Source organism: Micromonospora sp. NPDC005161 (genome assembly GCF_053599855.1).
In genome coordinates this window covers 228131-247946 of record NZ_JBSFYQ010000006.1, presented here as the reverse complement: position 1 = coordinate 247946, position 19816 = coordinate 228131, and the positions used below count along the sequence as shown (strand labels likewise).

The following is a 19816-nucleotide window of genomic DNA, read 5'->3' as shown; positions in this document are numbered from 1 at the left end:
GGACCTCGGATGCGCTGCCCGGTCACCTGCACGACCTGACCTGCGCCCAACGGTTGGACGTTACCGGCGCCCTCTACTGGGCGGCATCCACACTGAAACTGCCGACCTTGGCCGACTCCGGCTACGACGGCGCTGGTCAGGGCATCCACACCCCGTACAAGCAGCCCGCCGACGGCCGCCGGCTCGCGGTCGACAACCGCGCCTACAACGCCGCTCTCCGATCGATGCGCTGTCTCGGAGAACGCGGCTTCGCGATCCTCACCGGCCGCTGGCGCAGCCTCCGCCACACCACCGCCAGCCCCCGAAACCTCGGCGACCACGTCCGCGCCGCGCTCAACCTCACACATTTCGAATACCGGTACCTACCGGATTCTTGTTGAGATCACCTCAGTACATCAACAAGGCGCAGCCGTGGCAGATCGATGTGTGCGAGAAACTACGTGCGATGGTCGGCCAGACCATTCCAGATGTCGAGGAGCGGCTCCAGTACGGCAAGCCGCACTACCTCAAGAACGGGCACTATGCGGCCGTCATCGCGGTGGCCAAGGACAAGGTCTCGTTCATGATGTTCAACGCAACGGACGTTCCTGAGGTCAAGGGGTTTCTTCGGGCTCTGGGCAACGGTGAACGCAAAGCCGTTGACATCAGAGATGGGCAAACCGTCGACTACGGCGCACTTGCCAGCATCCTGGAGAAGACCGCGACTGCCCTGTAGCTGCCCGGGTGTGTGCCGGGCAAGGCCTGGTCCTGGCATCGCGAGCCCAGGCCGCGGCCGTCCGATGTCCGGCACCTACACCGAGGTCGTACCGAGTGCGCATCGCGGCGTCGGTCATACGGCCCTGCCGGTGGCGGACACCCGCGCCCGGCCGTCACGTGCGGGAGCGTGGCTTCGGCAGATGGTTGAAGATCCAGAGCCACAGCGAGTTCCCCCAGCGGGCGGTACCCGTCTCTGCCCGCCGGGACGCCTCGACTGCGGTGAAGCCGTAGTCGCGCATCTTCTCCTCGTAGGCGCCGATTGCTGCGACGATGTCGGTGCCGCCACCGGGGAGCGCATCGCACAGGTTCGACGCGTCCAGTAGGGCCGTATTCGCGCCGGAGCCGCGGGCCGGGCTCATCGCGTGGATTGCGTCGCCGAGCAGGGTCACCCGGCTCGGCGTCCACGGCTGGACGCGTTCGGCGCTGCGGACCCGGACGAGGAACGTCTCGTCGACCGCGGCTTTGGCGAGCAGCGTGCGCAGGTCGGGGTGCCACGTACGGATCGCCGTGGACGCGACGACATGCAGCGCCACCGCGTCCATCCCGGTCATCGTCGCGTCTGACTCCGGGAACCGGTCATGCTGCGCGGACACGCCCCACATCAGGTAGTCGCCGCTCGGGCTCAGCCTCACCCTCGGGGCGATTGCGGCGGCCGCCTCCGGCGGCGGCTGGCGTAACTCGACGAGTCCGGTCGCCATGCCGATGTGGCCGCCGATGATCGCGGTGAACCCGTCGCGTAGCGCCGTCGGGACGAGCCGTCGCGTCTCGTCGTCGAGCGGCGTCTTGCCGTAGATGATGCGCGACCCGGTGTCCACGACCGTCGCGTCGGGCAGCATCGTGCGGCGGACCGCCGAGTGCACGCCGTCCGCGCCGACGAGCACGTCGGCGCGCTCGGTCGAACCGTCCGCGAAGTGCAGGGTCACACCGGCCGTGTCCTGCTCGTACCCGTCGAGTTCGTGGCCGAAGTGGATCCGATCGTCGAGGCCTGCGCCGAGAATCTCGCGAAGCGCCCCGCGGTTGACCGACGTGCTGAGCGTCTCGGGCTGGTACGGGTCGCGGTTCGGGTCGGTGAGTGTCTCGTGCAGGACGCGCAGTTGGGCGGAGAGCACGGTGAACTTCCTGCTCGGCTGGCTCGCCGTCGTGACGAACAGCCGGAACAGCTTCGGGGGCAGGCGCTTGTCGAGTGCCAGGCCGGCGCGTGCGTCGACGTGCAGCCGGTAGCCCTGCCGGCGGACGTCGGGCGCGGCGTCGCGTTCGTAGACCTGGACGTCGACGCCGGCCCGCACGAGCCCCTGGGCGAGGCACAACCCACCGAGGCCGGCACCGGCCACCGCCACCGCGCAGATCGCTGCTCAACCCTGTCGCCTTCCAGCTTTGCCGGCGTACCGTCCCGGGTTGGATTGACTCGCGGGGTTGAGTAGTTCAGGCCGCGTGTGCGGGTCCTTGGCGATCGGCGTCTCACCCGCGCGGGCGACCGCGACCGCATCACGACGCGACTCCGGCGGGAACGCCTTCGGCATACAGACATCCTTCCAGTGAGGAACACATCCGCACAGGTCAGGAGTCAACCGAACCGGGCGGAGGGTCGTCCCGCCAGCGCTGGCCGCCGTCGCGCGCCCGCTAGGCCGGACCGGCCGCCTTCGCCTGGTGGGCAGCGGACCCGCCGACCCGCCGAGCGCGGCGTTGCCAAGCGCGGCGGAAAAAACTTCTGGCAGGGTGTCGAGCGGGCCGACCGCCGTTCGACGCGTAGGTGAGATGGCACCCTGACATGAGGAGACAGCGATGCGGTTCATGGTGATCACCAAGGCCACCGCGGCGAGCGAGGCCGGCGTGCTGCCCGCCACCGAGGATTTCGACACGATGGGCAAGTTCATTCAGGAGATGGTCGACGCCGGCGTGCTGCTGGACGCCGGCGGCCTTCAGTCCAGCGCCAAGGGCGCCCGGATCTACTTCGACGGCGACAAGAAGACCGTGGTGGACGGGCCGTTCACCGAGACCAAGGAGCTCATCGCCGGTTACTACCTGGTCGAGATGAAGTCGCTTGAGGAGTGTGTCGAGTGGTTCAAGCGCTGCCCGATCCAGCACCCGGGCGTGGGGGCGCAGACCAACATCGAGATCCGGCGGGTCTTCCACGCCGAGGACTTCGGCGAGGAATTCACCGCCGAGCAGCGGGCGGCCGTGGAGAGGCGGCGCGCGACGGTCGCCGGGAACTGATCACCGCAGCCTGGGAGACGCGGGTTCGGCTCAGGACCGAACCCGCCCGCGTGGCATGAGCGTGCTTGCGTCCGATCGCGCGGTGGGGTAGACGGGGGCCGTGGCCACTGACACCCACCGCGCGATCGAGGCTGCCTGGCGGATCGAGGCGCCCCGGCTCATCGCCGGACTGACCAGGCTCGTCCGCGACATCGGCGTGGCCGAGGAGTTGGCGCAGGACGCGCTGGTCGCGGCGCTGGAGCAGTGGCCGGCGGAGGGCGTGCCGCGTAATCCGGGCGCGTGGCTGATGACCACCGCCAAGCGTCGGGCCATCGACCAAATCCGGCGCAACGAGACCTTCAAGCGCAAGGTCGAGGAGGTCGGCCGGGAACTCGAGGAATCCACCCCGGACATCGGTGCGATGGTCGCCGAGGACGACGGCATCGGCGACGACCTCATGCGGCTGGTGTTCGTGGCCTGCCATCCGGTGCTGTCCACGGAGGCCCGCGCCGCACTGACCCTGCGGCTGCTCGGCGGCCTGACCACCGACGAGATCGCCCGGGCCTTCCTGGTGCCGGAACCGACCGTGGCGCAACGGATCGTGCGGGCCAAGAAGACCCTGGCCAACGCTCAGGTGCCGTTCGAGGTACCGCAGGGCGACGAGCTGGCGGCCCGGTTCTCCTCGGTGCTCGAGGTCGTCTACCTGATCTTCAACGAGGGCTACTCGGCCACCACCGGCGACGAGTGGATGCGGCCGGCGCTGTGCGAGGAGGCCCTGCGGCTGGGCCGGGTCCTGGCCCGGCTGGCCCCGCGCGAGCCCGAGGTGCACGGCCTGGTGGCGCTGATGGAGATCCAGGCCTCCCGGGCGGTCGCTCGCACCGGCCCCGGGGGCGAGCCGATCCTGCTGAGCGACCAGAACCGGGCCCGCTGGGACCAGCTGCTGATCCGCCGCGGCTTGGCCGCGCTGGAGCGTGCCGAGGCCCTGATCGATGGCAAGCCCGGCCCGTACGTGCTGCAGGCGGCCATCACCGCCTGCCACGCCCGGGCACGCCGCTTCGAGGACACCGACTGGGAGCGCATCGCCTGGCTCTACGAGAATCTGGCCGAGGCGATGCCGTCCCCGGTGGTCGAGCTGAACCGCGCGGTGGCGCTGTCCATGGCGTTCGGGCCGGCGACCGGGCTGGCGCTTCTGGATCAGCTGATGGCCTTCCCGGCCATGCAGAACTACCACCTGCTGCCCAGTGCACGCGGTGACTTCCTGGTCAAGCTGGGCCGGCACGCCGAGGCGCGGGCGGAGTTCGAGCGGGCGGCGTCGCTGACCCGCAACGAGCGGGAGCGGAGCCTGCTGCTGGATCGTGCCGCCGCCTGCGATCAGCCGCTGCGAACGGACCATTCCTAACCTTTTGAGCCTCTCACCGCCGCGGTGACCGGCGGGGCGCACGCCAGATGAGAGCCACACCAACCTACGGTGCGCAGCCGCGATGAGAGCGACTCCGACGCAAGTCTTGCTCTGACGTGGCGAGTCTTCCTCGATCCGACACCGTCGGAACGTCACCATCACCTGTCAGCCCGGCGAAGCATCGCGTCTGTTTCGGGATCGGGCATGAGCTCCCGAACCTCTTGCGCGCAGCGGCAAGCGCCGGCAATCTTGGCAGCCCACGTCAGCGCCTCCTCGCGTGAGGCCACGTCGACGACCACGAACCCACCAATGACCTCCTTGGTCTCCGGGTAAGGGCAATCGGTGACCATCCCGTCCGTGGCCACGACGCTCGCCCTCTGGCGTTCGAGTCCAGCGCCGAACACAAACACGCCGGCGTTCACGGCCTCCTGGACTACCGCGTGCGATGCCTTGCCCACGTCGGGCCAATCCTCGTCGGGGATGTGGTCCATCGAGCCGTCATTGAACGAGATCAAGTATCGCGTCATCCCATGGCTCCCTTGTCCCGGCGGCCTCGTCCAGCTGCCTCTCGCCTGCTCTACGAACGACTCACCCCGGATCCGACGCTATGCCAGAAGAATTCTCACGGGACCGCCGATGAGCAGAGACTCCTGCCGCGTGCCGCTGACAACGGGCGGCGCTCGACGGTCCGGCCAGGCGGCGGGAGTCAGGCGCTGCCAGGGGCGGGTGGGGGCACTATCGTTCTGGCGTGCACATCCGTTTTGACGTCCCAGCCGATCCCGCCTACCCAGGCTGCGTGGCCGCTGCGCTCGGCAGGGTCCGGCTGCGCAGGTTCGGCTACATCGGTGCGGTGCTGGCGGCGGTCGGGGCGATCGGTTTGGCCGTCTCGCGGGGGTCCGGGTGGGGTGAGCAGACTTCGCCGCTGTGGATGGCGATGGTCGTGGGTGGCCTGCTGTCGATGCTGTACTGGCCGTGGGTGCGGTGGCGCGCCCGGCGTCGCTCCAGTCGCTACGCCGTCGAGGGCGCCTACGACATCACCGATGACAACATCATGATGCGCAGCGGCTCGGAGTCCGGTGGCATCGCCTGGGACGGGGTCGCCGAGGTGAGGGATACCCCGGAGTTCTGGATCGTGTACGTCGGCCGGATGCCGGCGACCGTGATCCCACGCTGGTTGATGTCGGCCGAGGATGCCGAGACGTTGCGAGCCTTCATTGCCAAACGGGGGCTGCTCCGACGTCGGTGAACCCGCCCTGGCCGCGGTCGTACGCGATGCCACTCACCTGGACGCCCGGCCCGCTGGCGCGGCCGTTGAAACCGAACTGTCCCACCGGGTGTATCGGCGTCCGGTCCGGGTATGCGGGCGCGGTTGTCGCCCCGACAGGAGGTAGTGGTGGAAAGTCGAGCCAAGGCGATGGGTCACGCGATCCATCCCATGCTGATCGTGTTCCCGCTCGGGCTCCTCGCCACGTCGGTCATCTTCGACATCCTCTATCTGATCACCGACCGCACCGGATTCCAGATCTCCGCCGCGTACACCATCGCGGCGGGTGTCATCGGCGGCGTGGTCGCCGCCCTGTTCGGCCTCATCGACTGGAGTGCCATCCCAGCCGGCACCCGGGCCAAGCGGATCGGCGCCGCGCACGGCGTCGGCAACCTGGTGGTCGTGATCCTGTTCGCGGTGAGCTGGCTGGTGCGTCTGTCCCGGGAGAACTGGGAGCCGAACGCCGCCGCGCTGGTCCTGAGCTTCGCGGGCATCATCCTGGCCCTGGGGACTGCCTGGCTGGGCGGGGAACTGGTCGAGCGGCTGGGCATCGGGGTGAGTGACAAGGCCGGGGTGAACGCGACCAGCTCGCTGCGCCGCGCGCCGTCGCGCGGCGCCTGACCCCGGCGCCACGCCAACCGGCCGATCTGTCGAGCCGAACCGGTGCCGCGGACATTCCCTCGCGATCAGGTGTCCGCCATCGGTGCCAGGGCGAACAGGGGCGGCACCGGATCCGCAGCCTGGATCGCGGCAACGACCTGCGTCAGTTGCGGGTGGTCGCGGCCGGCCGCCCTGGTGAGGGTGTCCGCATCGGCGTGGTTGCCGAGGTAACACTCGGCGACGGCCCGCAGGAGTAACGCGACGCTGCACAGGTTCGGCGGGTCGGCACCCGGCCGAATGTCGAGAAGCAGCGAACGCGCCTGCTCCGGCCGCTGGTTGAGCAGGTGAGCCAGGCTCATGGCGACACGGGCGGACAACATGTGCGGCTGTACGTGGAAGGCGAGCTGGGCCAGTTCCGCGATCTCCACCACCTCCGGGTGTTGGACCGGCGATTCGTTCACCACCGCGGCGTACAGGTACCACAACCCGAACTGCACCGTGAGCACCTGTCCGATGGCGGCGGCGGTCATGGGATCGGTGCGGTCGGCGCGCGCCAGCGCCGCGAGCCGCTCAGCGTCGGCGATGAGGTCCGCCGCCGACTGCGTGTGGCCCGTGCTCCAGCGCCGGTGGACGGCGGCGAGCGCGAGTCGCGGGTCGTTGCCGTCGCGAGCCGGATCTCTGAGACGATCGTCGTCGACCTGCCCTCGGGCGATCGTCCGCAACGTGCTGCTCACCTCCTCCTGGTAGTAGCCAGCCCGTAGCGCGGCAAGGGTGGCTGTTGGCGCCAGGACCCAGCGCAGCAGGTTGCGGCCGTCACTGCGGGGCGAAGTCCCGGGAATGAGGTTGACCACCCCGAGCAGCGCCGCGAAAAGCGCTGCGCCGAACAGCGCGAGGCGTGTCAACGCCGTGCTCGTCAACGCCGCTGCGGCACAGAGCACCGCCGCAGTGCACAGGTTCGCCATCGGGCCACCGAGGTAGAACAGCACCATCCGCAGCGGCAACGCGGTCGCCGACGGCGCTGGCCGGACCGACACTTCGTTCCGCCACCCGCCGAAGGGTGCGATACGGACCGCGATGACCGGCAGACGCAGCAGCTTCGCCATGACGAGGTGTCCGCACTCGTGCAGGACGAGGTGCACCCACAACGACACGCAGGTGATGGCAACGGCGGCGATCGCACCGGTCACGGACTCGGTCACGACGAGCCCGAACGCCACCGCCTCCAACACCAGGAGAATGGACGCGGCGGCCAGCCGTCGGCGGGGGGAGATCACCGGGAGATGGTACGGCCGGACAAGTAACCGGCGAACGCCTGAACTCGGCGCAGATCGGCGCCACACCCGGCGGCGTCGAATCCGGCGATCGCCCGATCCAGGTGCTCGGCCCTGGTGAGCCCAAGGGTGGACCGCTGCCCCGAGGCGAGGTGACGGCCGAGTTCGTGGTGGGCGCGCGCCAGTTCGTAGGGCATCCCACGGCGCTCGGCTTCGCGTACCGCCCGGACCCACGCCCGGCGGGCGGCCCCGGCGCGGCCGTCGAGCCAGTGGTACCAGCCCAGGCAGATGAGCGCTCTCGGACGGGCCATGGGAAACGTGCGGGCGTAGCGATGCAGCCGGCGCAGGGCGACCGCTGTGGTCGCGCGCAGGTGGGCGGGGTCCGGCTCGTCCGCTCCGCCAGCCGGATTTTCCCGAGAGCCGGCCTGTTCGAGCAGCGTCAGACAGACCTCGGGGACGCCGGCGTGCGCCTCGATGGCGTACTGCTCGAATGACTGATGTGGGCCCATCAGGTGGTCGGCGGTGCGGATCGCCTGCCACGCGTCCGCCCGCCGCCCGGCTGCGAGGTGTTGGCGGGCGGTGGCGACGTGGAGGCGGGCGGCGTCGATCCGGGCTGCTGCCGGCAGGAGCTGTGCGGCCTCTTCGGACCAGCCCGCCAGAGCCGCGTCGTCGGGGTTGGCGCGCAGGGCCGTCTCGATCAGGACGAGCAGACCCCACAGGTGCACGATGGGATCGCGGCGGTCGCGGCCGGAAGCCATCGCCTCGACGGCCGCCGCGGCCGCCTGCGAATAGCGGGCGGTGAGGTACCGGGTGACCGCGGTGATCAGCAGCACCTCGTCGGCCCACCGGTGCATCGGTGTCCGGCGCCGCAGTTTCAGGACCCTGGCGGCGCCGGCCTCGACCGCCGCCCAGTCGCCGACGCCGGTCCAGTGCAGCCCGCCCACGATGCCGACCCAGCAGGCGGTGAGCGGGTCGTCGGTGCGCTCGACGGCGGCGCTCGCGGCGCGGAGGTGTCGGCCCGCGAGCTGGCGCAACCCCAGGGTGCCGACGGTCATCCCGAGACCAGCCTGCGCCCGGACGATGAGATCGAGGTCCCCGGCGCGTTCGGCATCGTTCAACGACGATATCGACGCCGCGAGGATCGGGAAGTGCTCATTGAGCACCCAGTAGACCTCGGCGATCGTGAAGCAGGTGGCGGCGCGTTCCCGGGCCGCCTCGCGCCGCTCCGCACGACGGTCGACGGCACCACCCGGCCGCAGGCCCCGGAGTGTCCGGCGTGCCACCTGTGACGTGAGCATCCCCAGCCGGCCCGTCGTCGACGCCGGCACGCGGGCGCCGAGCAGATCCAACGCCCGTTCCAGGTGGTACCGCGCGGCGTTCGCCTCGCCGAGCTGCTGGTGCGTCTCGCCGAGCATGCGGTGCCAGCGTGCCCGCTGCAGGGTCGTGATCCCCTGGCGTTCCAGGGCGGCGCCGAAGAAGACCTGAGCCTCCCGGAACCAGCCCAGGCGCCGGTACAGCGCCCACAGCCGCAGCAGGTGGGCGTCGAGCGCGGTCGGGTCGGCGTCCAGGATGAGCCAGTCGGTGGCGGCGCGCAGGTTCTCCTGCTCGACTTCCAGACTCGGCCGGCCCTCGGCGCGGGCCTCATCCGGTGGGGGTAGCAGCGCGACATAGTGCTCGGCGTGGCGCCACCGCGCCCGCGCCTCCTCCGCCGGGTCCGTGGCCAGACTCTCGGCGGCGTACTGCCGGAGCAGCTCGTGCATCTCGTAGCGGTCGTCCCCACCGACGGCGACCAGCGACTGGTCGACCAGGCTGGCCAGCATCGGCAGTCCGGCGTCCGCCACGGCGCCGGCGGCCGCGAGGTCGAAGCTGCGGCGCAGCACCGACAACCGACGCAGGGTCCGGCGTTCCTCGTCGGTCAGCAGCTGCCACGACCAGTCGATCACCGAGCGGAGGCTGCGGTGCCGCCGCTCCACGTCAGGTGCGGTCGTCTCGAGCAGTTCGAGCCCGTCGGCGAGCCGGTCGGCGATGGCGGCCGGGCTGGCGGACCGTACCCAGCGGGCGGCCAGCTCGATGGCCAGCGGCACACCGGCGACCAGCCGGCACACCCGACCGACTCCCTCGGCGTCGACGACGGCGGGGAAGCCGGGGCGCAGCGGCCGGGCCCGCTCCTGGAAGAGCTGCACCGCCTCGTAGCCGGCGGCGTCCGCGTCGGCGCCCGGCGGCGGGTACGGCAGGCCGGGCACCTCGACCAGCCACTCCACGCCCAGCCCCAGCTGCCGCCGGGAGGTCACCAGCAGCTGCGTACCCGGTGCTCGTCGCAGCAGTTCGGCGAGGACTCCCGCGGCGTCCCGGAGGTGCTCCAGGTTGTCGAGCACCAGCAGCAGCTCGCGGCCGGCGAGCTGGTCGGTGAGCAGGCCCAGCGGTTCGCGGGGCACGGCCAGCTCTATCTCCAGCGCGCGAGCGAGGCCGGCGACGACCAGGTCGGCGGCCTCGTCCGGGCGGGCCGGGCTGGTCCCCACGAACGACACGAACACCGTCCCGCCACGATGCCGCGTCCGCCGACTCGCGGTGACCTCCACCGCCAGCCGGGTCTTACCGATTCCGCCGGGGCCCACGAGGGTCACGAGCCGGCACGCCGGATCGTCGAGGAGCTCATGCAGACGCGCCAGCTCCCGGTCCCGACCGATCAGCGCGGTGAGCGGGCGAGGCAGGTCGGACGTCGGCGACCCGGCCGACCGGGCCGGATTCTCCTGCCGGGCCGCCGTGGCCGGGAGGACACCCAGCGCGGTGAACCCACCGGTGCCGGCGATCTCGTCCCGCAGGGCGACCGTGGCCGGTGCCGGCTCGACGCCCAGCTCCTCCCGGAGGAGGTAGCGGCAGGTCTCGTACTGGGCGAGGGCGGCGCTGCGCTGACCGCCCACGGCCAGGAACCACATCAACGCGCGGTGCGCCTCCTCGTGGAGCCTCTCCAGCTGCAGCAGACGACGGGTCACCTCGATGCCGCCGGTAGCATCCCGCCGGTCTCTGGCCCGCAGCACGGCACGGTCCATGAGCGCGAGCATGTCCGCTCGGACCGCGGCGCGCCGGTCGGCCAGCCACTCATCCAACAGCGGGGCTCCGGGTACGCCGAAACCCTCGAGAAAATCGCCTCGGCAGAGCCGGACGGCCTCCAGCAGCTCGTCGTCGTCCTGATCGGAGGCGGCCACCCGGCCCACCTCCACAGCGTCGACCCACACCTGCCGGCTGTCCGCCAGCGCAATGGTCTGCCTGCTCACTGCCACATGCTCCGGGACGACCCGACGCAGCTTGGTCAGCACCAGCCGCAGATTTGCCCGGGCCGTCGGCTCCGGAAGGTCGCTCCAGAGCAACCCGGCCAGCGCCGAGCGTGAGTGGGCCGTGCCGGTGACCGCCAGGTAGAACAGGAGCGCCGTCGCCTTGGCAGAGGCCAGCTCCACCAGTGGACGGCCGCCGACCGTCAGCTCGGCCCCGCCGAGCACCCGGACACGCAACTCCTGGTCCCGCATCGCCACCGCCGTCGTCGTCCGCGAAGAACTCTATCGCGATCCACGCTGCGAAAACGGTCGGGAAACGGTCTGCACACGGCCGCTCCCTACGGTCGGGTCATGAGAGTCGAACCCCGGTCCACCAGCGGCATCCCGCCGGCTGGCGTGGTCGCACACGGCAGGGGAGTCACCATGACAGTCGTCCACCCGTTCCGCAGCGACCTGCCCGAGGTGCAGGTCGGCGGTACCACCGTGCAATCGCTCGTGCTGCGGCACGCCGCCCGCCTCGGCGAGAAGCCGGCCCTGATCGACGGCGCAACCGGCCGCACGATCAGCTACCGCCAGCTTGCCACCGGTGTGGAGCGGGTCGCGGCCGGGCTGGTCGCCCGAGGCTTCGCGGCGGGTGACGTCCTGGCCCTCTACAGCCCCAATCTGCCCGAGTACGCCCTGGCGGCCTACGGGACGATGGCGGCCGGCGGGATCGTCACCGGCGCCAACCCGATGCTCACCGTCGAGGAGTTGGCCGGCCAGCTCACCGACGCCGCGGCGCGGATGCTGGTCACCGTCCCGCCGTTCCTGGACCGCGCGTTGGCGGCCGCCGAGCTGGCCGGCGTCCAGGAGGTGCTGGTCTTCGGGGAGGCGGCGGGCGCGACGTCGTTCCGCGAGCTGATCGCCCACCACCATCCGCCGGCGGAGGTGACGAGCGACCTCGACAACGAACTCGCCGCCCTGCCCTACTCGAGCGGCACCACCGGCCTGCCCAAGGGAGTGGAGCTGACCCACTCGAACCTGGTGACGAACGTCCGCCAGAGCCAGGTGGTGATCGATTTCCGCGAGGACGACGTGGTCCTCGCCGCGGCGCCGTTCTTCCACGTCATGGGGTTCAACTTCCTGCTGCCCTGCAGCCTGGCGGCGGGCGCCACCGTCGTCACCCTGGCCAACTCCGATTTCGAGGTTTCCCTTCGGGCCATTGCGGAACACCGGGCGACGGTCACCGTGGTGTCACCGCCGCTGGCGACGGCGTTGGCCGACCATCCGCTGGTGGACAGGCACGACCTGTCCTCGCTGAGAAGCCTCGGCGTGGGTGCGGCACCTCTCGGCGCCGATGTGGAACAGCGGTGCGCCGAGCGGCTCGGCTGTGTGGTCAGTCAGGGCCTCGGCATGACGGAGGCCAGCGCCATGGTCACCGTCGGCCCACTCGACGAGCCGCGGCGCGGGTCGGTCGGCCGGCTGGTACCCAACACCGAGGCGCGCGTCGTCGACCCGGACGGCGGCGGCGACCTCGGTGCCGGACGCGCCGGCGAGCTGTGGATCCGTGGCCCGCAGCTCATGCGGGGCTACCGCGACCGACCGGAGGCCACGGCCGCCACCATCGACGCCGACAGCTGGCTGCACACCGGGGACCTCTGCTACTTCGACGAGGACGGCTACCTGTACGTGGTCGACCGGCTGAAGGAATTGATCAAGTACCAGGGGTACCAGGTCGCGCCGGCCGAGCTGGAGCACCTGCTCCGCACCCACCCGGCGGTCGCCGACGCGGCCGTGGTGCCCCGGCCCGACGCGGACGCCGGCGAGGTGCCGGTCGCGTACGTGGTGCTGCGGGAACCGGCCACAGCCGAGGAACTGCTGGCCTACGTGGCCGAGCGGGTCGCCCCCTACAAACGGCTGCACGCCGTTCGGTTCACCCCATCGGTGCCGAGGGCGCCGTCGGGCAAGCTCTCGCGCCGGGTGCTGGTCGAGGCCGAGCGCGTCGGGTCGGAACGGACGCGGACCGCGCAGGCATCCCCGGCCGAACTCCGCTCGGCTGGCGGGAACCGATGAACATCCTGGTGGCCGGGGCCGTCGGCCGTGGTCCGACCCAGCTGGCAGCGTTCGACGCCGCGCTGGTGGCGGCCGGCGTCGCCGACCGTAACCTGATCTACCTCAGCTCGGTGTTGCCACCCGCCAGCTCGGTACGACAGGTCGACCGGATCGGCTGTACCCCGGGCAGTTGGGGCGACCGGCTGTACTGCGTGGCGGCACAGGCGCGAACAGCGGTGCCGCAAGCAGAGGCCTGGGCCGGTGTCGGCTGGGCGCAGGACGGGTGCGGACGCGGACTGCTGGTGGAACACGAGGCCAGCGACGAGGCGAGCCTGCGGAGGCTGGTGACCACCTCTCTGGACGCGTTGTGCCGCAACCGGGGTACGAGCTTCCCGCGGCGTGGCATCGAGGTCGCGGGCGCTCGGTGCACCGGGCAACCGGTCTGCGCGCTGGTGGTCGCGGTATTTCAGGCGGTGGCCTGGGAACCGGCCCGAGCGGCGGCACCGGTATGAACGGGATTCCCGTGGCGCAGGCGGTTCGGCCACCGCGGCGCCCGCCGACGGAGCACCGAGGGCTCAGGAAGTGGACCGTCAGCCTTGCCGCCACCGTGGCGTCGGCCTACGCGCTGGAGGCGAGCGTGGTGGCCGCGGGCACGTGCCTGGTCGCCTCCGGTCTGTTCAGCGGCCTCGACCGCCAGTGGGTGGTGGCGTTTCTCGTCGCGAGCTACGCGGTCTGGGGGATCGGCCTCACCGCCAATGTGCGAGCGAACTGGATGCTCCTGGCCACGACCGGAACCAGCACCAACGTGCTGTCCAAAGCGGCGTACGACGTGATCCGGCGGATGACGAACAGCGCCCGCGCACCGCGCGTGGCGGCGGCCATCGGGTACGCCGGTACGGAGGTCGCCAAGGAGGTGCCCTACTACGCGGGTGCCTTCGGGGTCGCCGCGCTCAGCGACTCGATCAGCTCGAACGACGCACTCGTGTTCCTCGGCGGCGCGAACCTCGGTGCCGCGCTGTACGAGTACGGGCTCGCCCGTCTCACCCGAGCATTCCTCCGGCGCCGCCGCCACCGGTACGCCTCGTTCGACACGGACTGGGTACCGGCCGAGTACCTCGCCAGCTACTACCGGGCCGTCGAACCGGACGAGATCGCCACCATCGCGTTCTTCGTCGAGGCGATGCGCCACGCGGAGCGCGGTCAACCCGTGTTGTTCTTCGGGGTCGGGCCCACCCTGCACCACGTGTTCGCGGCAGCCGAGGTGGCATCGGAGATTCACCTGGGCGACTATCTGCCGGCCAACCTCCGCGAGATCCAGCGGTGGATCGACCGCGAACCCGACGCCCACGACTGGCGACCGTTCGTCCGCCACACCCTGCGGTGCGAGGGGATCAGCTGCCCGACCGACGAGGACGTGGCCGCCCGCGAGGACCTCGTCAGGGGAAAGATCACCGCGCTGATCCGGGTGGACGGCCGGCACGCCCGCCCGGTGGACCGCCGGTACGCGACGGTGGTCAGCGCCTACTGCGCGGACTCCGCCACCGACGACCGGCCCACCTGGCAGCTCCTCATGCGACACATCACGGGCCTGGTCCAGCCCGGGGGTCTCTTCGTCACCGCGGCCCTGCGCCGATGTCGCGGCTACCTCGTCGCGGGAAGGACCTTTCCCAGTGCTGATGTCGACGAACACGACCTCAGGGCGGTGCTGCGGCCGGAGTTCGGGCCGCTGGACGGGTCGATCGAGGTCCGGCAGGTCGCCCAGGAGAGCTTACACGGCTATTCGGCCATCGTCCTGTGCTGGGCCCGCAAGCGCGTCCGGCCGCCCCGAGCGAACGGCGCGCCGGGACTGGCACTGGTCGGCGCCGGGCTTCTCACCGCGCCAACCCTTTCCACGGTGGCCGACGCGGTGAGCCGGCATGCGCCGGCCAGCGTGCGGGGTGAGGCGACAGGTCTGCAATCCTCGGCGCTGAGCGCGGGTTTCGCGCTCGGATCCCCGGTCGTCGGGCTGGCGATCGACGTCTCCGTGCCAGCGGGCGGCTTCGCGGCAGCCGGGCTGGCCGGCCTCGCCGCGGCGCTGACTGGATGCCTGCTGTCCCGCCGCCCGCCCATCTGAACGGAGTCTCCGCGCAGCGAACTCGGTCGCGCCGGGGCACCGGGCCTTGAGCCACGCGGGGAAACGAGCCCTTGCCAACGGCCGCTCCTCGTCGCCATGAACCGGTGCGGGGTGCAGGGATGACACTGCGCCCACCATCGGCCCCGACCAGGTGTGCCGTTCGGATCGGCTCTCCCTCGACGGGCTTCTGACTTGTGCAGATGCGCAAAGTCGTCCTTGTGTCGATGGCGACACCGCGGTGAGGGTGAGCGAACCCCGTGCCGCAAGGAGTCGGCCGGGCGCTGGACCACCTTGCAGGAGCACAGATGCGCAGACTCAAGGCACCACCCGCCCTCGCCGTCCTGGCGACGGCCGCCCTCCTCGGAACCACCGCCCAGGCCGCGACCGCGGCGACCCCGTCGCCGACGGGCACGACGACCGCCGCGGAGGCTTCAGTTCCGGCCACCGTGGCACCCGCTACGGACGCCCCCGCGCTCGTCGATGACCTGGCCGACCAGGTCGACGCCACGATCGCACCGGACAAGGCCGCCAAGGCCCACCTCGCGGGCCACAAGGACCGCTACCGGATCGCCGACCCGGCCGGCACGCTCACCACCGCGAACATCGACACGCAGGGCGCGCGGGAGACGGTCCGGCTGAACCAGAAGTACAAGGGCCTGCCCGTGTTCGGCGCCCAGTACGTGGTGCGGATGGAGAAGAAGGCCGGCAAGCGGGCGGTGACCGGCACGTCGGGCACCTACTTCACAGACCTCGACGTCGACACGACCAGCACCCCGATGCCCGCGCACGTCGCGGTCTCCCGAGCGGTCGAGGACGTGCGCAAGAGCCTGCACCCCGGTGCGGCCGTCGTGGCCGGCGCCCCGCGGCCCGGCACGACGCCCGACGCCGCCCACGCCGATCTCAGCGGCACCGACCAGGGTCTCGTGGTCATGCCGACCGGCACCGGCGTGCTCGCCCGGCGCGTGCTCGTCAAGGGCAAGGACGTCGTCACGGGCCAGCCCGTGCTCCGCGACGTGTACGTGGGTGCGACGAACGGCGTGACGCTGCTCAGCGTCAGCCGGATCAAGCCCTTCGCCACCGCGCAGCAGGCCGCCGCCCTGGCCGCCGGCGGGACCGCCGTCGCGCCGCGGGCCGTTACGAAGGCGCTCCCGTCGCGCAAGGGCACGACGCCGGTCGTCGGCGAGGGCAGGAGCCTGCACGACGCCACGGTGCCGGTCCCGCTCGTCCGGACCGACGACGCGAGCTCCTACCTCATGATCGATCAGACCCACACCCTCCCGGACGGCCGGACGGTGCCGATCACCACCTGGGACGCTCGGGGCCGGGACTACTACGAGCTGCTCGACGGCCAGTTGCCCGAGGGCGTGGGGCCGTTCGCGTCGCCGTCGAGCACACTCGGCGCGGACCTGACCGACGCCGGCGCCGTGGACGCGGCCTGGGACGCCGCGAAGGTGTTCGAGTGGTTCCAGACGAATCTCGGGCGCAACAGCCTGGACGATGACGGCATGCCGATCAACTCGATCGTGGGCATCACCTACGGCGGCTACCCGTTCGTCAACGCGTACTGGGACGGCACCCGCATGGTGTACGGCAGCGGCGACGACGAGTACCTGCCGCTGGCCGCCGACCCGGACGTCGTGGGCCACGAGATGACGCACGGTGTGGTGGAGAACTCCGCCAACCTCGTCTACGCCGGCCAGCCCGGCGCGCTCAATGAGGCGATCGCCGACTACTTCGGCAACGCCATCGACCTCGACGCGGCCGGCACGCCCATGTCCGACCCCGAGGCGAGCCTGATCGGCGGCGACCTCTGCCGCACCCTGGCGCCCACCAAGTGCGCCCTGCGCAACCTCGACGACGGCGCCACCACGGCGAACTTCCAGCACCTCATGGACACGCCGCAGATGGACGACGGCGGCGTGCACCTCAACTCGACGATCGTGTCCGGGGCGCTGTGGGACCTACGTCAGGCATTCGGTGGCGCGGTCGCCGACAAGATCGTCTACCGGGCGCTCACCGACTACCTCACGCCGATGTCCGACTTCGTCGACGCCCGCGAGGCGGTGCTCGCCTCCGCCAAGTCCTCCGGCCTGAGTCAGAAGGACCTCAAGGTGGTGCGGGCGGCGTTCGACTCGCGCGGGATCACCGCGAAGTGGAAGGCGAACCTCTACGGCAAGAAGACCGACCTCCTGGTCGACCGGCTCAACACCGGGATGTACGTCGACATGACGGCGAGCATGGCCGGCGGCTGGTTCACCGTGCCGCGCTCGGACGCGAACCACACCCAGCCGCCGTCGATCTGGATGGGCCGCATTGACGGCAAGGTCGCGCCGTACCGGATCTCCCCGGACGACGGGAACATGCACAGCTTCCCGCACACCGATGGCAAGCGGGTCGTGTGGCTGTCGATCGAGGCGGACCCCGACTCCCCGACGTGGGAGGTCGACCACATCCTGTCGGCGCCAGTCGGCGGCGGCCAGGTCGAGGAGCTCTACAGCTCCCCGTACCGGATCGACGGCCTGAGCTTCGACGGCACCGTCGTCACGTGGAGCCAGTACGACCCGGAGCAGGGCTACCGCGACGTCGTGCGCTACCTGCAGGGCAGCTCGCGGACCGTCCACACCCTCGCCCACCCCGACTGGCTCGGGAACGCGACGGCGCCGAGCGTCAAGAACGGGAAGATCTCCTACGTCCGGTACGAGGACTACCCGCAGCCCGACGCCAACGGCAACTGGTGGTCGCTGGGCGTCGAGGTGTACGACATCGCGACGGGGAAGACGACCTTCGCCGGCGGTGACCCTGGTGCCGAGACGATGAGTTACCCCCAGGTGTCCGCCACCGGCGTCGCCTGGGTGATCAACCGCGACTACGGCAGGTACGTCGACGGCGAGTGGAGCCAGGGGACGTTCAACGACTCCGTGCGGCTGTTCGACTTCGCCACCGGTACCAGCCACCTGCTCTTCGAGGAGAACTCCCCGCAGGCGATCCGCGCCGACGTCCTCACGCTGTCCGACACGACCCTCACGGTCACCGAGGAGGCCCCCGCGGACCTCTGGCTCTCGACCGGCGGCTACCCGGACAACTCGCTCAACCCGAAGCTCAAGCAGTACACGCTCAACGGAAAGTACGTCGGCCCGGCGTCGTGCAGCCCGGGCGCCCAGATGTTCGCGACGGCGGGCACGGGGCGCGAGGTGATCTTCATGGACTCGTCGGCCGGCGGTTTCGGCCTGGCGTACGCGAAGGGAGCCAAGTCCTGCAAGTGAGCCCCTACTAGGAGGCGCGCTCCACGACGAAGCGCCGGGACCCCTCAGGGCGGTCCCGGCGCGGCGTCGCGTTCAGGACATGGCCTGGTCAATTCCCCACCGGGCCTTTGAGCCACCCCCGCTCCGCCGCCAGCAGCGCGATCTGGAACCGGGTCCGGGCGCCGAGCAGGGAACCCGCCTCGCTGACATGTTTCTGCACCGTACGGCGGCTGACCTGGAGCACGCGGGCGATCGCCTCGTCCTTCATCCCGGTCGCCATCATGTGCAGGATCTCCCGTGTTCGCCCGTCCGGCCCCTCGGTCGCCGGACCGCCCTTCGGAGCCGGCCCGTCATGTCGGCTCGCCAGCGACACCGGCTCGGCGCGCTCCCACACGCTCTCGAACAGCGCCACCAGCGCCACCACCAGCGCGGGGGAGTGCACCACCAAGGAACCCGCCGCCGGGCGGTCCCCGCGCACCGGCAGCAGAGCCGCCGCCCGGTCGAACACCACCAACTTCACCGGCAGCCGTGCCGCCAGCCGCAGTTCCCCGCCCTGACCCGTCCCGCGCCGCGCCGTCGTGAGCGACACCGCGTCGGTGAAGCCCTCCGTCTCGTACACCGACCGCATCCGCACCCCGGGCGCCACGCCCGACTCCCCGACGGACGGCTGCGCGGCCGTCACATACGGCGGCTTGGCCAGATGCAGTACCTCGACCGAACTCCCCTTCAGCAGCTGACCGTAGCGCGCCGGCACCTCGTCCTCGCGCTCCAGCACCTCCACCAGGTGCGCAGTGCGCGGCCCGGACACCGCCTCGTACACCTCGTGAAGCCGCTCCACGATGCCGTCAACATGGGCCAGTTCGGCCCGCCGCCGGGCCAGCAGGGCGCTGAGCGATGACCGTGGGGGGCCGGCCGCCCATCGCGGTGTCGTGCCGTCGATCTGCAGCGCCAGTGCGGAGTCCGCCAGGTGCCGCAGTGCTCGTTCCGCCTCCGCCGAGGACACCCCGACAGCGGCCGCCACCTCGGTGGCGTCCGCCGACGGCACGGCTACCAGGTGCTCCAACACCCGTCCGGCCAGTGGATCCAGACCGGTTACCGCCCACGGGCTGCCTGCGGTTCCGTCCATACGTTGTGACACTCCTGTGGTCTGACTCGTTCCGCTGCGGCGGAAACCACCGGTGTGGTGGTCAGGCCGCCAGGGCGGCCTCGTTGTCGGCGGGACTGCGGTGGCCCAGGCTGCCGTGCAGCCGGTGCAAGTTCTACCAGCCGTAACAGCCAGGGCTGAGCTCAGTTCACGGGCGGCGCCCAGGTGGGGCGTCTGATCAGGCAGAACGGGTGGCCGGCCGGATCGGCGTACACGTGCTCGCCGGGCAACCGCCGCGCACCCAGCGCGAGCACTGCCTCGCCTGCCGCGGCCTGATCGTCAACCATCACGTCGAGGTGCATCTGCTGCGGCACCGCCGGCTCCGGCCACGTCGGCTGCGTCAGGTCGGCGGCGCGCTGAAACGCCAGCCCGGACGCCGACGTGCTGGCCGACACGACGGCGAAGTCCTCGTCCGCGTAGGTGATCGGGTCGCCGAGGACCGCGCTCCAGAAACGCGCCTCGACCGTCGGATCCAGGCAGTCGACGATCAGATGGTGGAGCCGACCGATCGGCACAGCGGTCACCTCCTTC

General features: G+C 71.0%; 16 protein-coding genes. 10 read left to right on the top strand and 6 right to left on the bottom strand.

The features are described 5' to 3' along the window. Together ACWD5O_RS08875 and ACWD5O_RS08870 are read left to right on the top strand one after the other, a co-directional pair. On the top strand, positions 1-380 hold a 380-nt coding region (locus tag ACWD5O_RS08875; RefSeq protein ID WP_450084896.1), incomplete at its 5' end, for a transposase family protein. 44 nt (positions 381-424) lie between these two features. Beyond that, positions 425-715: a DUF1801 domain-containing protein gene (locus tag ACWD5O_RS08870; protein WP_450084957.1), complete on the top strand. Its 291-nt coding sequence runs from the start codon at positions 425-427 to the stop codon at positions 713-715. Positions 716-869: 154 nt separating this feature from the next. Here the strand turns inward: ACWD5O_RS08870 and ACWD5O_RS08865 are convergent, their stop codons facing one another. Continuing rightward, the gene (locus tag ACWD5O_RS08865) at positions 870-2093 is read right to left on the bottom strand and encodes an FAD-dependent oxidoreductase (RefSeq protein WP_450084897.1); all 1224 of its coding nucleotides are present in this window, start codon (positions 2091-2093) and stop codon (positions 870-872) included. 445 nt (positions 2094-2538) lie between these two features. On the opposite strand from ACWD5O_RS08865, the gene ACWD5O_RS08860 reads away from it, so the two are divergent. Together ACWD5O_RS08860 and ACWD5O_RS08855 are read left to right on the top strand one after the other, a co-directional pair. After that, positions 2539-2970 carry a YciI family protein gene (locus ACWD5O_RS08860; RefSeq protein ID WP_450084898.1) on the top strand — a complete coding sequence of 144 codons (432 nt, stop codon included), beginning with the start codon at positions 2539-2541 and terminating at the stop codon, positions 2968-2970. Between the two features lie 100 nt (positions 2971-3070). Continuing rightward, a complete protein-coding gene (locus ACWD5O_RS08855) occupies positions 3071-4348 on the top strand; it encodes an RNA polymerase sigma factor (RefSeq protein WP_450084899.1) in 1278 nt (425 codons plus the stop codon). Between the two features lie 158 nt (positions 4349-4506). Here the strand turns inward: ACWD5O_RS08855 and ACWD5O_RS08850 are convergent, their stop codons facing one another. Continuing rightward, complete coding sequence (locus tag ACWD5O_RS08850) at positions 4507-4875, bottom strand: YciI family protein (protein ID WP_450084900.1); 369 nt, start codon at positions 4873-4875, stop codon at positions 4507-4509. Between the two features lie 221 nt (positions 4876-5096). Between ACWD5O_RS08850 and ACWD5O_RS08845 the strand changes: the two genes are divergently transcribed. Together ACWD5O_RS08845 and ACWD5O_RS08840 are read left to right on the top strand one after the other, a co-directional pair. Further along, positions 5097-5594: a YcxB family protein gene (locus ACWD5O_RS08845; protein WP_450084901.1), complete on the top strand. Its 498-nt coding sequence runs from the start codon at positions 5097-5099 to the stop codon at positions 5592-5594. A gap of 147 nt (positions 5595-5741) precedes the next feature. Then, a complete protein-coding gene (locus ACWD5O_RS08840) occupies positions 5742-6233 on the top strand; it encodes a DUF2231 domain-containing protein (protein ID WP_354966861.1) in 492 nt (163 codons plus the stop codon). Between the two features lie 65 nt (positions 6234-6298). On the opposite strand, the gene ACWD5O_RS08835 is transcribed toward ACWD5O_RS08840, so the two are convergent. Continuing rightward, positions 6299-7486 (bottom strand): hypothetical protein, encoded by a 1188-nt coding sequence (locus tag ACWD5O_RS08835; RefSeq protein WP_450084902.1) that lies wholly within the window; start codon positions 7484-7486, stop codon positions 6299-6301. Next, complete coding sequence (locus ACWD5O_RS08830) at positions 7483-11007, bottom strand: AfsR/SARP family transcriptional regulator (protein WP_450084958.1); 3525 nt, start codon at positions 11005-11007, stop codon at positions 7483-7485. The genes ACWD5O_RS08835 and ACWD5O_RS08830 overlap by 4 nt, the downstream gene beginning before the upstream one ends. A 99-nt stretch (positions 11008-11106) precedes the next feature. Between ACWD5O_RS08830 and ACWD5O_RS08825 the strand changes: the two genes are divergently transcribed. The 4 genes from ACWD5O_RS08825 (at position 11107) to ACWD5O_RS08810 (ending at position 18162) form a co-directional block, all read left to right on the top strand. After that, the gene (locus ACWD5O_RS08825; protein ID WP_450084903.1) at positions 11107-12807 is read left to right on the top strand and encodes an AMP-binding protein; all 1701 of its coding nucleotides are present in this window, start codon (positions 11107-11109) and stop codon (positions 12805-12807) included. Beyond that, positions 12804-13298 (top strand): pyruvoyl-dependent arginine decarboxylase, encoded by a 495-nt coding sequence (locus ACWD5O_RS08820; RefSeq protein ID WP_450084904.1) that lies wholly within the window; start codon positions 12804-12806, stop codon positions 13296-13298. Before ACWD5O_RS08825 ends, ACWD5O_RS08820 begins: the two co-directional genes overlap by 4 nt. A gap of 95 nt (positions 13299-13393) precedes the next feature. Continuing rightward, complete coding sequence (gene gntF / locus ACWD5O_RS08815; RefSeq protein WP_450084905.1) at positions 13394-14899, top strand: guanitoxin biosynthesis pre-guanitoxin forming N-methyltransferase GntF; 1506 nt, start codon at positions 13394-13396, stop codon at positions 14897-14899. Positions 14900-15204: 305 nt separating this feature from the next. Then, positions 15205-18162, top strand: a complete 2958-nt coding sequence (locus tag ACWD5O_RS08810; RefSeq protein WP_450084906.1) for a M4 family metallopeptidase — start codon at positions 15205-15207, stop codon at positions 18160-18162. An 88-nt stretch (positions 18163-18250) separates the two neighbouring features. On the opposite strand, the gene ACWD5O_RS08805 is transcribed toward ACWD5O_RS08810, so the two are convergent. Further along, positions 18251-19267: a helix-turn-helix transcriptional regulator gene (locus tag ACWD5O_RS08805; RefSeq protein WP_450084907.1), complete on the bottom strand. Its 1017-nt coding sequence runs from the start codon at positions 19265-19267 to the stop codon at positions 18251-18253. A 161-nt stretch (positions 19268-19428) separates the two neighbouring features. Continuing rightward, complete coding sequence (locus ACWD5O_RS08800) at positions 19429-19809, bottom strand: VOC family protein (protein ID WP_354966854.1); 381 nt, start codon at positions 19807-19809, stop codon at positions 19429-19431. Between the last annotated feature and the right edge of the window lie 7 nt (positions 19810-19816).